The sequence below is a fragment of the Microbulbifer sp. ABM4_008 genome (genome assembly GCF_056311705.1).
The window spans coordinates 1086744-1101916 of sequence record NZ_CM149970.1 but is presented as its reverse complement, the minus strand read 5'-3'; the positions used below and the strand labels follow the sequence as shown (position 1 = coordinate 1101916).

13 protein-coding genes are annotated in these 15173 nt (G+C 50.6%); 4 read left to right on the top strand and 9 right to left on the bottom strand.

The annotated features are described in order from the left end of the window. Positions 1-194 precede the first annotated feature (194 nt). On the top strand, positions 195-791 hold the full coding sequence (locus ACYX4J_RS04785) for an SLATT domain-containing protein (protein ID WP_444907538.1): 597 nt from the start codon (positions 195-197) through the stop codon (positions 789-791). A 74-nt stretch (positions 792-865) separates the two neighbouring features. Next, entirely contained in the window at positions 866-1366 is a 501-nt protein-coding gene (locus ACYX4J_RS04780; RefSeq protein ID WP_444907537.1) for a TrmH family RNA methyltransferase, read from the top strand. Here the strand turns inward: ACYX4J_RS04780 and ACYX4J_RS04775 are convergent. The 3 genes from ACYX4J_RS04775 to purL all read right to left on the bottom strand — a co-directional run bounded on the left by ACYX4J_RS04775 (position 1363) and on the right by purL (position 7035). Next, positions 1363-2247, bottom strand: coding sequence for an aldo/keto reductase (locus tag ACYX4J_RS04775; RefSeq protein ID WP_444907536.1), 885 nt, complete (start codon positions 2245-2247; stop codon positions 1363-1365). The two genes, ACYX4J_RS04780 and ACYX4J_RS04775, sit on opposite strands and share 4 nt — an antisense overlap. 203 nt (positions 2248-2450) lie before the next feature. Beyond that, positions 2451-2774: a TfoX/Sxy family protein gene (locus tag ACYX4J_RS04770; protein ID WP_282933807.1), complete on the bottom strand. Its 324-nt coding sequence runs from the start codon at positions 2772-2774 to the stop codon at positions 2451-2453. Between the two features lie 394 nt (positions 2775-3168). Then, positions 3169-7035, bottom strand: coding sequence for a phosphoribosylformylglycinamidine synthase (gene purL, locus ACYX4J_RS04765; RefSeq protein WP_476177990.1), 3867 nt, complete (start codon positions 7033-7035; stop codon positions 3169-3171). Between the two features lie 413 nt (positions 7036-7448). Here purL and mltF point away from each other — a divergent pair, with 413 nt between their 5' ends. Together mltF and ACYX4J_RS04755 are read left to right on the top strand one after the other, a co-directional pair. Then, entirely contained in the window at positions 7449-8927 is a 1479-nt protein-coding gene (mltF, locus tag ACYX4J_RS04760; RefSeq protein ID WP_413662975.1) for a membrane-bound lytic murein transglycosylase MltF, read from the top strand. A gap of 94 nt (positions 8928-9021) precedes the next feature. Next, the gene (locus ACYX4J_RS04755; protein ID WP_444915776.1) at positions 9022-9426 is read left to right on the top strand and encodes a hypothetical protein; all 405 of its coding nucleotides are present in this window, start codon (positions 9022-9024) and stop codon (positions 9424-9426) included. Between the two features lie 25 nt (positions 9427-9451). Here the strand turns inward: ACYX4J_RS04755 and ACYX4J_RS04750 are convergent, their stop codons facing one another. From ACYX4J_RS04750 to mtnP, 6 genes are read right to left on the bottom strand one after another with little or no spacing between them, the layout of a single operon-like run. Further along, positions 9452-10105, bottom strand: coding sequence for a TIGR04282 family arsenosugar biosynthesis glycosyltransferase (locus tag ACYX4J_RS04750; protein ID WP_476177989.1), 654 nt, complete (start codon positions 10103-10105; stop codon positions 9452-9454). Continuing rightward, complete coding sequence (locus ACYX4J_RS04745; protein ID WP_413662978.1) at positions 10098-10772, bottom strand: TIGR04283 family arsenosugar biosynthesis glycosyltransferase; 675 nt, start codon at positions 10770-10772, stop codon at positions 10098-10100. The genes ACYX4J_RS04750 and ACYX4J_RS04745 overlap by 8 nt, the downstream gene beginning before the upstream one ends. Then, positions 10772-12247 carry a dihydrolipoyl dehydrogenase family protein gene (locus ACYX4J_RS04740; protein WP_476177988.1) on the bottom strand — a complete coding sequence of 492 codons (1476 nt, stop codon included), beginning with the start codon at positions 12245-12247 and terminating at the stop codon, positions 10772-10774. The genes ACYX4J_RS04745 and ACYX4J_RS04740 overlap by 1 nt, the downstream gene beginning before the upstream one ends. Positions 12248-12254: 7 nt before the next feature. Beyond that, a complete protein-coding gene (locus tag ACYX4J_RS04735) occupies positions 12255-12938 on the bottom strand; it encodes a TVP38/TMEM64 family protein (protein ID WP_444933941.1) in 684 nt (227 codons plus the stop codon). 32 nt (positions 12939-12970) lie between these two features. After that, positions 12971-13918 (bottom strand): arsenosugar biosynthesis radical SAM (seleno)protein ArsS, encoded by a 948-nt coding sequence (gene arsS, locus ACYX4J_RS04730; RefSeq protein ID WP_444933942.1) that lies wholly within the window; start codon positions 13916-13918, stop codon positions 12971-12973. Positions 13919-13923: 5 nt separating this feature from the next. Continuing rightward, the gene (gene mtnP / locus ACYX4J_RS04725; RefSeq protein WP_476177987.1) at positions 13924-14823 is read right to left on the bottom strand and encodes an S-methyl-5'-thioadenosine phosphorylase; all 900 of its coding nucleotides are present in this window, start codon (positions 14821-14823) and stop codon (positions 13924-13926) included. Between the last annotated feature and the right edge of the window lie 350 nt (positions 14824-15173).

Here is a 15173-nt window from a genome sequence, read left to right as displayed (position 1 = left end):
AGCAATCTATGTAACTGAAGGCATTTCGAGCAGCAAGGGTATGCAATCACTTACGCGAACCCCAAAATATGGACATACCTGACTATCAAGACTGAAAAACTAGCCCTTTGTACCATCACTTTTGTACATCTCGCTGGCATCCGTCAAACTATCGCCCACAATAGCTAGTAGTAGAATGAGGGCGGAAAGGAATCATGAGCAATATACCCAACACTGTGGAAGTCCTGGAGAAGCTCCGCTGGAATGCCCACCTGTGCAAACACAGCCACTTCCGAGCCTCCATGAAGGGGCGCAATTTGCATGTGCTTTGCGGGGTGCCCATCGTTGTCGTCAACCTGTTCCTCGGTTCGCTTTTCTTCTCCCTGATCAATGCAGAGCTGCCTGATTGGACCAAGTGGAGTGGTGCGGCGCTGGCCCTGCTGGCCGCGCTATTGGGCGGCGTGCAAACTTTCTTCAATTTTAAGAAAAACTATGAGGGACATCGGCAGGTAGGCAACGAGTACCTGGCAATCGCCAGGGAGTGCGAGCGGCTGATCGCCCTTTACTTCGACGATATCCTGGATCTTGAGCATCTATCCAAGAAGATCTCAGAACTGAATACACGCTACAGTGAAATCAACCAGCGAGCGGAAGAGTTTATTGTCTCAGATAAGGTATACAGGCAAGCGGTGCATATCCAGAATCAAAAGGCCAACCGGGAGCCCTCTCTGGTAGAGCAGATGCGTAATCGCCAGGCCACTGCGCAAAGAGTCGCCGAGGAGGCTCTCGAAATCGCAGAGAGCAGTCACTAACTCCCCCATCAATACCGCAACATTATCCTGGGGAAGTGGTAACTTCCCTACTTCCTATAGTAACAAATCGAAAAATGCAGACAGATCACAGTAGTCATCAACCCAGTAAAAACACTTACCCATTATGCTATTTAGCCACCGATATCGGCACACCGAGCAATGTCGGCGGCCTATTTCGTATCGCCGATGCACTCGGCGTAGAGAAAATTTATTTAACCGGTGAAAGCCTGGTTCCACCTAATTCCAAAATTCGAAAAGTTTCCCGGTCTACAGAAAAGTACGTTCCCTACGAATATCACTCATCTGCAGTCAATATCGCGCAAACCTTAAAAAATAAGGGCTATCGATTAATTTGTCTGGAGATTGCCTCAAACAGCGTCGAACTCAAAGATACCCCCGTTTCCAAAGGGGATAAAATATGTTTGGTATTGGGCTCTGAAAAGGATGGAGTTACCCCTGAACTCCTTGAACTGGCAGATGCTGTGGTACACATACCTATGCAGGGTATCAATTCCTCAATGAATGTTACTTCCGCCTGCGCTATAGCGACCTATGCTTTGTTGGAAAAAATTTAATCGGGCACTTTGACCATTATATTTTTCTGATTAACATAATCGGGATCACCGCCCAACCTTTTATTGCAGTTCAATCCATTAATTGCCTGGATCTCCGCATTGCTCAAATTAAAATCAGATATTAAGAAGTTATTGCGTATGTGATCCAGGCTTTCCGCCTTGGGAATAACTATGCGATGCTGCTGGATATTCCACTTAAGGATAACCTGCCCTGAAGTCACCCCATGATTATTCGCAATGTCCACAATTACTGGATCTATGAGAGGTTTTTCATGAGCCTCGACACCGCTCCATGTAGATCCCGACCCCAAAGGAGACCAGCTGCAAATCGCAATTTTATGGAACTGGCAATAATCTACTAAAGGCTGCTGAGTAAAATAGGGATGCAGTTCAATTTGATTACAAACAGGGCGCACTTCCGAGAAAGTCGCCAGTTGTTCAATATCAGATTTACGAAAGTTTGACACCCCCAGGGCCCGCACTTTTTTCTGCTGGTAAAGCGCCTCCATTGCACCCCAGGTCTCCCGGGTATAGGCCGGCATGGGCCAATGGATCAGATATAGATCCAGGTATTCCAGCTGCAAACGCTCTAGGCTACGGGCAAATGCATCGTGAGTTTTATTGGTTCCCTGCTCCGTATCCCAAACTTTACTGGTAATAAAAAGCTCTTCCCTCGCTAGGCCGGATTCTTTGATCGCTCTTCCCAGAGCTCGCTCATTTCCATAGACCGATCCTGTGTCAAAATGACGATATCCCACTGACATGGCTTTCAAGATAACTTCTGTTACATACTCATCATCCTGCTGCCAGCTGCCAATCGCAGCCATTCCCATGCCGAGCTGAGGTATCTCTACACCGTTATTCAATTCGAGAAAATACATAATCAATATCCTTTCAGACTACTGAGCGGTAAATCAGCAAGGACCAAGAGGGAATAGAACCGGGGTCACATTTATTTCGCTGAGTGTAGGCCGTACAGAAGTCAACGCGTAGAAAACAGCGAACTCACGCCAACTCCTGACTGCTAATCACTCACCATGCAATAAAAAGAAACTAATTTGCTAAGTTCAGTGAATATAAGCGATTATTTTGGAGGAAGTGAGCCCGCAAATACCGCTCCACGACTGACCCAGTTATCCAAATCCTCTGCGACAGCATCTTCTTCCACATACACCATGCCTTTTAAGGGGCGCCCGGTGTAATCCATAGGCCGGGTATAGCGTTCGGCCAACGCAGTTTGATACTCATCAGGCCCAACCCGGACCATCAACTCCTCTCCAACAACCCCACAGGCCATATTGCCATTCAACATAAAAGCGAGACCTCCAAACATCTGCTTTTCACTGAGGCCTTCATTTCCCTGAAGTAATTTGCGCACTTTTTCAGCCAGAGTTTCGCTGTACGCCATAGTTTTCTCCTTAATCACTTTTACCAGGCAGGAATACCCCCTCAGAAACTGCTTTTTTCTGAAAAGGTTAAAAACGATGAAATTTGAAAAGAATCGAGCGGAATTAAATGTGAACCCTAATCCCAGCAAGACATTGGATGGAGCAATGAGCAAGTAAACTGCAAATACAACAGATAACTGCACCATAGCAAAAACGTTATTTCGAATAATCGTTTAAGTATAGCAGTAGCTGAAGTTTCTACTTTAAGGAAGGGAAAAAATACGCCAGGAAATGAAAGGGCTGAAAAAAATTACAGAAATATTTCTATATTTGCTAAAGATTGTGGTGACCTGAAACGGCCACCACAATCTTTACGTGTACCTCGGCAGGCAAAAACCGAGGGAATGACTTGTCTTAGTCGACAAACACCCGCGCGTTACGGAACAAGCGCATCCAGCCGGAATCTTCTTTCCACTCATCTGGATGCCAGCTATTGCTGACAGCTCGAGCAACACGCTCAGGATGCGGCATCATAATAGTCACGCGGCCATCCTCAGAACTCAGAGAGGTAATACCATTTACCGAGCCGTTGGGGTTGGCCGGATAAGTTTGGGTAATTTCCCCTTTGTTATTCAGGTAGCGCATCGCGATAGTGCCGGAAGCTTCACACTTCTCGAGCGCCTGCTGGTCAGCAAACTCCACTCGCCCCTCACCATGAGCAACGGCAACCGGCATGTAAGTACCCGCCATACCTTTAAACAACACGGAAGGTGAGTCTTCAATGCCTACCAGTGCGAAGCGCGCTTCATACTGCTCAGAGAGGTTGCGCACAAAGCGCGGCCAGTGATCAGCACCTGGTATCAGCTCTTTAATCACTGAGAACATCTGGCAACCGTTACACACCCCCAAGCCGAAGGTATCGTTGCGATTGAAGAAGCCCTCAAACTGATCGCGGGCACGATCGTTAAACAGGATGGTTTTAGCCCACCCCTCACCAGCACCCAGTACATCACCGTAAGAGAAGCCACCACAGCCCACCAAACCTTTGAACTCATCCAAGGCTACACGGCCAGACAGGATGTCACTCATATGTACGTCGACAGCGTTAAAGCCAGCGCGGTGGAAAGAGTGCGCCATTTCCACTTGGCTATTCACGCCCTGCTCTCGCAGTACAGCAACTTTCGGGCGAACACCTTTAACGATATAAGATGCGCTGATATCGTCGTTGATATCGAAAGTGAGGTTTACTGTCAGGCCCGGGTCTTCTTTGGCAATTGCAGCGAATTCCTGCTCGGCACACTCGGCGTTATCACGCAGGGACTGGATACGGTAGCTGGTTTCCGACCAGATCTGCTGCAATTCAGCACGAGAGCGCTTGAAGATTTCAACACCGTTATTGGTGATGCACAGGTGTTCGTTATTGTTCAGGTAACCGATCTTGTGGGTGGGTACACCCACAGCGGCAAAGCGCTGTACCAGCATATCCGCTTCACAGGCGGGAACCTGCAATACCGCACCCAGCTCTTCACTGAACAGCGCCGCAATCGGGTCTTCACCCAATTCGTAGATTTCCACATCCATACCCACGCGGCCGGCAAAGCCCATTTCCGCCAGGGTTGTAAACAGACCGCCGTCAGCGCGGTCGTGGTAGGCCATGATCAGGTCTTCATTCAGAGCCTGCTGTACCACCTCGAAGAAACCTTTCAGCTTCTTGGCATCGTCCAGGTCTGCGGGCTTGTCACCCAGCTCGTTGTAGACCTGCGCCAGACAGGAACCGCCCAAGCGATTTTTGCCGGCACCCAGATCGATAAACAGCAACTCACTCTCACCTTTATCGGTGCGCAGCTGCGGTGTCACTGTCTTGCGGACATCAGTTACCGGAGCAAAGGCAGAAATTACCAGAGACAGCGGTGCAGTAACCGATTTCTGCTCGCCCTCTTCCTCCCAGGCAGTGCGCATAGACATGGAGTCTTTGCCCACCGGGATGGTAATGCCCAATTCAGGACACAACTCCATACCCACTGCTTCTACGGTTCGATAAAGTTTTTCCTCTTCACCCGGATGGCCCGCAGCGCACATCCAGTTGGCGGAGAGTTTGATATCGGATAGTTGCTTCACCGGGGTACAGGCGATATTGGTGATTGCCTCACCCACTGCCAGACGGCCCGAGGCCGGTGCATCCAGCAATGCCACCGGGGTGCGCTCACCCATAGACATGGCTTCGCCGGCGTAGCTGTCATAGGCAACGGTAGTTACCGCGCAATCGGCCACCGGCACCTGCCAGGGACCAACCATCTGGTCGCGGGAAACCTGACCGGTTACAGTGCGGTCACCGATAGTGATCAGGAAGCTCTTGCTAGCCACTGTGGGCAGGCGCAGCATCCGCTCAGCCGCTTCATTCAGGTCGATATCTACTGTGGAAAATGCCTTACTTTCCACCTGGCGAGTTTCTGCTTCACGGTGCATGCGCGGCGGCTTGCCGAACAACACCGACATCGGCAGGTCTACTGGCTTGGATTCGAATTGCTTGTCATTTAGCAGCAGGTGCTTGTCTTCGGTAGCTTCACCAACAACGGCGTAAGGCGCGCGCTCACGCTCACAGATTTGCTCGAAGCGCTCCAGATCTTCCGGCATCACTGCCAGTACATAGCGCTCCTGGGACTCGTTACACCAAATTTCCAGCGGGCTCATACCCGGCTCATCACAGGGCACATTGCGCAGTTCAAAATTACCGCCGGTACCGCCATCTTTCACCAACTCGGGGAAAGCATTGGACAAACCGCCCGCACCCACATCGTGGATAAAGGCAATGGGGTTGCTCTCACCCAACTGCCAGCACTGGTCGATCACCTCTTGGCAGCGACGCTCGATTTCCGGGTTTTGGCGCTGTACTGAAGCGAAATCCAGATCTTCAGAGCTGGAGCCGCTGGCCATACTGGAGGCTGCACCACCACCGAGGCCAATCAACATCGCCGGGCCACCCAGCACTACCAGTTTGGCGCCAGGGGAAAACTCGGGCTTGTCTACATGCTCTTCGCGGATATTGCCGTAACCACCAGCCAACATGATCGGCTTGTGATAGCCGCGACGCTCGCCATCGAAATTTTCTTCAAAGGTACGGAAGTAACCGCAGATATTCGGGCGGCCAAACTCATTGTTAAATGCTGCACCACCGATCGGGCCTTCGATCATAATATCCAGAGCGGTAACAATACGCTCAGGCTTGCCATAGTTGGCTTCCCAAGGCTGCTCCCAGCCGGGAATGCGCAAGTTGGAAACCGTAAAACCGGTCAGGCCCACTTTTGGTTTGGAGCCACGGCCAACTGCACCTTCATCACGAATTTCACCACCGGCCCCGGTACCAGCACCGGAGAAAGGAGCAATCGCGGTAGGGTGATTGTGGGTTTCCACTTTCATCAGCAGATGAATGGCTTCAGTGCTGAAACCGTATTCCTTGCTGTCAGGATCCGGGTAGAAACGCCCCGCTTCGCTACCAGTAACGACGGCTGCATTATCCGCATAGGCGGACAACACATTGTCACCACCCTTCTGGTACGTATTCTTAATCATGCCGAACAGGGAGTGCGGCATTTCTTCGCCGTCGATGGTCCAGGAGGCATTGAAGATCTTATGGCGGCAGTGCTCGGAGTTTGCCTGGGCAAACATCATCAGCTCTACATCTGTGGGATTGCGCTCCAGCTCATGGAAACTGGTGAGCAGGTAATCAATCTCATCTTCGGCCAAGGCCAAGCCCAAGGTGACATTGGCATCTTCCAGAGCTTCGCGACCGCCCTCGAGAATATCCACACCGCGCAACGGGCGCGGCGCTTCTTCCACAAATAATTGCTCAGCTTGAGCAAAATCGGTGAATACCGCTTCAACCATACGATCGTGTAAGCGGGAGGCCAGCACAAGGCGTTCAGCTTCGGTTAACTCGACACCAGTAACGTAGTAGGCAATGCCACGCTCCAGGCGATGAACTTTGTTCAGGCCAGTGTTATGCGCAATATCAGTAGCCTTGGAAGACCAGGGAGAAATTGTGCCCGGACGCGGCACTACCAGGATCAACTCGCCTTTCGGCTCGTGCTTTTCCTCGGTTGGGCCGTATTGGAGCAATCGCTCCAGCAGGGCCATCTCCTGGTTATCCAGTGAGTCGCTGTCTGCAAAGTGAACGAACTCAGCGTAGAGATCGTCGATGGTCGGTTGCAGCGCGCGCAGTTGATTGAGCAGGTTTTTATGGCGGAATTTCGACAGTGCAGGAGCACCACGCAGAACTAACATTGCGGGAGATAGCCTCTTGTCTAAATGAGAAAGATTGCGCGAATGGGATTTCGCACAAGGCCCCGGAAATTTGAGAGGCGCAATTGTACCTGAAGCATCGCCACTCCAACACACCCGCCCAACACTTGGGTACACATGAACTAATTAGTAACCTGAATGTTCAAAAGACCAGCAAGCTTGGCTGTAAATAAACCAACTTTGTATCAAAGTCAGGTTCGCCTACCTAAGTCTGTAATGCTTTGCAAGCGCGCAGATCACAGTGTTCAAAAGACAAACTGGGCAGATTGTCGTCAAATAATGTAAAATTGGCGGACTGCGTCAAATTTTGCCCTCGTATTTGAGAGCGAAATCGACATACAGGGCCTTAGGCACAACAGCAAATAAACCAACGGACTAGCTAGAGAGGACAGCCTATGATGATGAAAAGCCGTATGCTGCGCTACGTCCGCCGTGTGTGCAAAGGGATCGCCCTGTCCTGCTGCGCCTCCCTGCTGGTTGCCAGTAAAGCACCGAATACACTCGAGCGTGTCAAAGCCACCGGTGAATTGGTTGTCCTGTCACAAAACGGCCCCACCACTTATTACGAAGACGCCTCCGGCAACCCGACAGGCTTTGAATACGGCATGCTGCGTGCATTTGCTGAAGAGCTGGGGGTGAAATTGGTAATTCGCGACGTGCACGATCTGGACGAAATGTTCGATCAGCTGCGCGACCCAGAGGGTGGCGCGCACTTCGCAGCTGCCGGCCTCACGGTAACTCCAGAGCGTCGCGAACAAGTCCGCTTTACCCCATCCTATTTTGAAATTCGCCAGCAGGTTATCTACCGAGTTGGCGAACAGCGGCCGCGCAAAACTAGCGATCTCGAAGGAAAAAAGGTTGCCGTCATTGCCGGTAGTGCTCACGCAGAAGAAATGAAGAAACTCTCCACCCGCTATACCGAGTTGGATTGGGAGGAAGTCTCCGACGTGGACGCCATGGAATTGGTGGAGATGGTGCAGGAAGGAAAATACAATTATGCAATTGTCGATTCCAACGCCTATGCAGTTCACCGCGGCCTTTACCCAAACACCGCGGTTGCGTTCAACCTCACCCAATTCCAACCGGTTTCCTGGGCCTTCCCACAAAGTGATGACGACAGCCTCTATCGCAGTGCGCGTCGCTTTATGTTGCGCGCCAATACCAATGGCATGATTGCCCAGTTGCGGGAAGAGTTTTTTGGCCACGTCAGCGACCTAAATGTGGGCGGCGCCAAGGCCTTTGCCAAGCGCAGCCGCGAGCGCCTGCCCCAGTGGCGCGGCACCATGCAAAAGGTTGCCGACCAATATGACCTCGACTGGCACTTACTCGCAGCCCTCAGCTACCAGGAATCCTATTGGAATCCGCGTGCCCGCTCTCGCACCGGTGTACGCGGCCTGATGATGCTCACCCTGAATACCGCAAAAGATCTCGGTGTAAACCGCCTAAACCCCGAAGAGAGCATTGAGGGTGGTGCCCGCTATATCGTACAAATCCGCAACAAACTGCCGGATCGCATTCGCGAACCCGACAGAACCTGGATGGCACTAGCTGCCTACAACGTAGGCTATGGCCACCTTGAGGATGCCCGGGTACTGACAGAACGAATGGGCGGCAATCCAGATCTTTGGCCCGATGTGCGCGAACACCTGCCCCTTCTGGCCAAGCGTCAGTATTACAAGACCACCAAACACGGCTATGCCCGAGGCTGGGAACCGGTGACTTATGTACAGAATATCCGCCACTATCAAGCCCTTCTGAGCTGGAGTAGCCGCATTGAGGAACAACGACTGGCCGCAGCCAATGATGAAAACGGCGGGATCCTTGCTGAGAACAGCGCAGTGAATTCCGAAGCCAGCGCCGCCCCCGCTCTCTAATCCCCCTCTAGGCCAGCTTAACCTGGCCGAAGAAAGCCCCAAATGTCTCCACCTTAATCTATATTCATCTGGTCCCGGTTGGAGTGCCTGAGCGATGGATAATCCAGATACGGTAAGAGAGATCGAGCAGTTTATTGACTACCTCGTGCAGGCCGGGGTGTACTGCAGGGAAGACGAACTAGAAAGTGTCTACCACCGGGAAATGCAGGTCTTCATACTAGATCCTTCGGACCGGGTCACAGTGGCAGACAAAACGGCCTTCATCAATATGTTTAAAGCCAAGCGTGACGCGGGTGAACTACCTCTCAACGACTGGAAAAAAATTCACCACATAGTGGCAAATGAAAACAGTGCTTTAGTAATCTTCTCGCGAAAAAACAATTTGGCTGGGCAGGAGCAACTGTTAAAACTGGCGATAGATTTGGTGTATGAAGATGGGCGCTGGCAGGTCACGCGGGAAGTTATATTCTTAGAGCCAGCACTTCCTGGTTCAAGCTAGAAATACTCCTTACTCTCGATTACTTTTAATCTGCTTCCCGAAAATCTGCCAGACGCCTCGAAAGATTTCTAGGTAAAAACTGCAAATCCTCAGGATCATCAATATCCGCAAGCACATCCAATTGCTGACACTGCATATCACATTCCTGTAATCGCTCCAGGGTTTGCTGGGCAACGACTTCAGTACTCCAACATATATCTTCAAACAAGCGAGAATGCAGATACTTCAAGCCCAACAGGGTGTAGCCACCATCATTTGCGGGATACATAACGGAGTCCGTATGCACTAGCGCCACAGCCGCGGCTCGGAGTCTTTCTGCATTTAATGCCGGGCAATCTGTCCCCATCAAAAAGAACCCCTGGCCAGCGGCGTAAGAACTTTTCGCAGCCTGCCACAAGCGCTGACCGAGATCACCTTCTGACTGGCTGTAAAGCTTTACTCCCTGAGGCAATTTGAACTCCTGCCAAAAAAGGTGCCGGGTGTTGGGCGCAGCATGCAGCTCGACAGAGCCCAGCTCCGCCTTCACCGCTTCTGCCAATGTATCCTGTAATAACTGTAATGCGAGAGCGGCTGCGCCCTTCTCTCCCAAAGTAGGAATTAGCCGAGTTTTTGCATACCCTGGCAACGGAGCCTTAGCCATCACTACAAGACGCATGGGCGGCAATAGAAAACTACTCATAGCGCTTTGCCAAACTCTCTGCTGATACGCCCCGCCAGTAATCAAAACGCAATCGCCACATCAATAAAATAGTTCTCAATACGCCGTACTTTTCCCAGCGACGCCCTGAGGTTTCTACTTTTTCCCGAGAACAATAGGGCCAGTAATAACTACGCAAACGACGACTCAGCTCAATATCTTCCATCAACGGCTGCGCAGGGAATCCACCGATAGCTTCGAACAAACCACGGCGCACAAAAATGGCCTGATCCCCTGTAGCAATACCACTAAAACGAGAGCGTAAATTAACCAAAGTCGCAATCAAGGGAAACCAAAAACTGTGTCCGACAATTTGAATATTAAAACGCCCCCAGTGGGCATTCTCCTTTTCGAGGTTTGTGATGGACTTGAGGGCATCTGCGGGTAGACGGCTATCGGCATGCAAAAACACTAACCACTGACCTTTAGCCATTAACGCACCAGCATTCATCTGAACCGCCCTACCCCGAGTGGCGTGGACCAGCTGCAAATCAGACTGCTCTAGAATCTCAACACTACCATCGGTACTGCCGCCGTCTACGACAATAACCTCACAATCTTCCTGCACGTTCAATTGCTGCAAGTGATCCAGTAAAGAGGCTATTTGTTCCTTTTCATTTAATAGAGGGACTATCACACTGAACTGCATTAGTTGCGCCTCCAGCGGTTAAAAACCTCTAAGAAACGTAAAATAGCTGCTGGTGCGTGAGCACGTTTCCAATTGCCCGCGACAAATTTATTGGCTTCACTCATAGTGGGATAGATATGAATCGTTGAGAGAATCTTATTCAATCCCAACCCATATTTCATCGCCAAAATAAACTCCGCAATTAATTCCGCTGCATTTTCTCCGACAATGGAAACACCGAGTATTTTATCTTTCCCCGGCACCGTGAGTACTTTCACAAAACCTCGGCGCGCACCATCGACAATCGCTCGATCTAAATGTTCGAGATCGTAGCGGGTTATCTCGTAATTAACATTCTGTTTACGAGCGGCCTCCTCAGAAAGGCCAACACTGGCCACCTCAGGATCAACAAATACAGCACTGGGAACTAATGAATAATCTACGGCAAATTTTTTGAGATCACCAAAAAGTGCATTCACCGCCGCATACCAGGCCTGGAGGGAGGCCATATGGGTAAATTGATAAGGTCCAGCAACATCTCCTGCAGCAAGAATATGGGGATAGGTTGTACGCAGGTATCCATCCAATTGAAGCCTGCCACTTTCCTGCAAGCCCAAGTTTTCAAGCCCAAGACCTGCCAATTTCGATTGTCTACCCAGCGCCAGAATTACTTCATCAAACTCCAACCTAACCTTATTGCCCTTATTCTGAACAATTAAGGTTCCACCGTTTCGTTCAGGACTACCCTCAAATTCAACGGCTTCATGATCTGTTAATATTTCTACACCATCGCGGGTGAGCGCCTCAGTTACGGCTGCGGATACTTCCGTATCAAGCTCCGGTAATATAGTGTTGGATCTCTCCACCAAGACGACTTGCGAACCGAGCCGGACCAATGCTTGTGCCAGCTCACAACCTATTGCCCCGCCACCTAATAACACCAGTCGGCGGGGCGGAGCTTGTAGCTGGGTAAAGCGATCCCACAAGGTATCGCTTGTGAGGTAATTCACTTGATCGAGTCCGGGAAACGGCGGGGCACTCGGCTCAGCGCCGGTAGCCAATACAATAGCTCTCGCCGTCAGTATTTGCTCTCCCCCATCGTTTAGACAGGTCTTCACCGTCCAGGGGTCTACCAACTCTGCGGTTCCCTGTAGTACTTCAACCCCAAGCTCGGTATAGCGCTCAACACTGTCGTTGGGTTCGATTGCTTGAATAGATTCTCTGACATGCTGCATAACCCGGGGAAAATCAATTACGGGCTCTTGAAGAATAACGCCAAACTCACTTGCACATCGCGCCCTATGGGCCTGCCGCGCGCACATAATCAATGCTTTGCTGGGTACACAGCCGGTATTGAGACAATCACCACCCATTTTACCCGCTTCGATCAGAGTAACTTTTGCTTTAACCGCCGCAGAGATATAAGCCGTGACCAAGCCCGCCGCACCAGCACCAATTACAATTAAGTTACGATCAAATTTCTTAGGTTTCTGCATAAATCGATCACCCGGCCTGACGCCTGCGCTTAAGCCAGTTGAGCGCATATTTTGCAATTAAGGGAAACACACCCAATAGAACAAAAGACAATAACAGTGGCAAAGATAAAATATCCTTGAGATTTTCCACTCTCATCAACTGGGTGCCGGCATTTACGTAAACTATCGTACCCGCCAGCATTCCGAGCTGACTAACCCAGTAGAAAGTCCAGGCTTTAATATGGGTGAGCCCCATCAGGATATTAATTAGGAAAAAAGGGAAAGCCGGCACCAATCGCAGCGCAAAAAGGTAAAATGCCCCCTCCCGCTCAATTCCCTTATTGACGACTTGAAGCCGCTCGGAGAAACGCCCCTGAATATAGTCCCGGAATAAATATCGAGCCATTAAAAAGGCCAGGGTGGCACCGATACTGGAAGCAAAAGAAACGATTACAGTACCCCAGAAAAGACCGAACAATGCGCCGGCTGCAATAGTTAGAATTGCCGCCCCGGGAAGTGATAAGCCAGTCACCAAAATATAGAAGACCAGAAACAAAAACTCGACTAAAAGCGGTGACGACATCTGCCAGCGCTTAAAGTCCTCCGCTCCATCCTTTAACTTTTCCAGGCTCAACCAATGGTGTAGATCAAGCAAGTAGAAAGCCACCACCAATACGACAATAGCGGCTACCAGCAGGATTTTTTTACTCATCGTTTTCAGGTTCCATCTGCGTTAACAGAAAGTTAGAGAGCCCCACCACAACTACTTCCCTGCCCGGCTGTACAACCGTAACAGTGATCTGCAACGCAAATTGCCGCCCCCTTTAGATCTATCTCGATTAAATCTCGCAAATGTAATCGGCCGGGAATAGGCATGTTGAGCTGTTGGTTAAAATCGCAATCAAATAGGTTTCCCTGCCAATCGACACTAACCAAGCTACGACACATAACATCAGCGAGATTATCCGCACTGTAACTGTCTTTAAGTAGCGCCATATAATCGTGAAACTGCCCCTTGGAAACCAACATGGAACCAAAACGCTTGATTGGCATATTGGCGAGAGCGAACAAATGATTAAATTTAATGGAAAAGTGGTTCGCCAACTCTCTTCGGTAGTCCGCCTCCAAAGCACTTTGCTCCGGGGGTAAAAAGGGTCCTTGGGGGTTATAGACCAAGTTGAGCTCTAAGCCACTGCCGGGCTTGCCATAGCCCAATGCATTTAATTTTTGTAGCGCCGCAATGCTCTTATCGAATACTCCTTTACCTCGTTGCTTATCGACATTATCGATTGAGTAACACGGCAGGGAGGCAACGACCTCAACCTGGTTTTCAGCGAGGAATTCAGCGGTATCTTCCTGGCCCGGCTCAAAAAGAACTGTCAGGTTACAGCGATCAATTACATGTACTCCGCGCTCTCGCGCCCCTCTTACAAGGGATCGAAAACCCCAGTGCAATTCCGGGGCCCCACCAGTCACATCCAGCACACGGGGTTTACGGACCGTAAGAACTTCCAATAACAGCGCCAAATTGTCGTCCGACATCATCTCGGTTCGATTAGGCCCAGCATTGACGTGGCAGTGTAAACAGCGCTGATTACAACGGTAGCCAATGTTGACCTGCAAGGTCTCAATGGCCCCTCGGTGCAGAGAGGGGAAGTCCGATAGCTCCAGCAGAGGTAAGGTCTCACGCATCGATATCACTGCTCCATTTCTTCAAGCTCCGGTTCTGTCGGAGCGAGCAGTGGTTTTATTACAGCTTGTGTTTCCTCAGGCATAGCTTCGAGGGGAGTCACCAGACCGCTCAACAGTGCTGTATGAGCGGAGGACTCCGGTTGCTCAGCCCCTAAAATACGTATGGTTTCCATCGCAATTTGCTGCGCGCGCGTGGCATTTTGCTGAAGATTCGCAATCGCTACCTCTGCGGTTACCGCCTCCTCACGAGGGTGCCAACAATCATAGTCAGTAGCCATAGCCAGCGTGGCGTAGGCAATTTGTGCCTCCCGGGCCAACTTGGCCTCAGGCATATTGGTCATGCCGATAACCGACGCCCCCATACTGCGATACCAGTGGGACTCGGCACGGGTGGAAAACTGTGGGCCCTCGATACAGATATAACTGCCGCCTCGGTGTAACTCAATTGGCTGCCCTGCCTGGGTCTGCGTGAAAGCACGCGCCAAACTATCAGCGACAGCAGAGCATACTGGATCGGCCATGGACACATGGGCAACCGCGCCATCTCCAAAAAAGGTACTCTGCCGCCGGCGAGTCATATCAATGAACTGATCGGGGATTAACATATCCAGCGGCCGTACCTCTTCCTGTAGGGAGCCCACAGCCGAGAGAGACAGGATGTAGCGCACGCCGAGCTGGCGCAGGGCATGGATATTTGCCCGATAAGGCACTTGGGAGGGGATCAGGTGATGATTGCGACCATGACGGGCCAGGAAAGCTACTGATACACCTGCGAGCTTACCGCAGACAATGGCGTCCGAAGCCCTGCCAAAGGGAGTGTCGATATGGACCTCCTCCACCTCAGTCAGCCCCGGCATATCGTAAAGGCCACTTCCTCCAATCACCCCAATCAATGCCCTGGTCATATTCGCTCCTAAACAATTGGTTTTCGGCAGTATAGGAGTGGGGGCAAGTCGTGTATATCACCAGCTACGAGAAAGGAAAATTAGAAAAGCATTGGCATCTATATTACCTATACCCCTGGCCGCTAAAATTTGACAGGTAAGCTAGAGTTACTCTTCAGAATTTAGATCAATAGGGCGCCACGATTTACAGCTTACGATAATAAATTTTTATCCGCCACATTAAGAGCTGACAGTTAATAATCATCGACACCGAAAGGCAACATTCTCCTAGCAAAACCCAGCAAGTTCTTTTCTTAATTGATAGATATGAAATTGAATTTTAAAGAGGCCACTACAGCTCAGCCCGACAC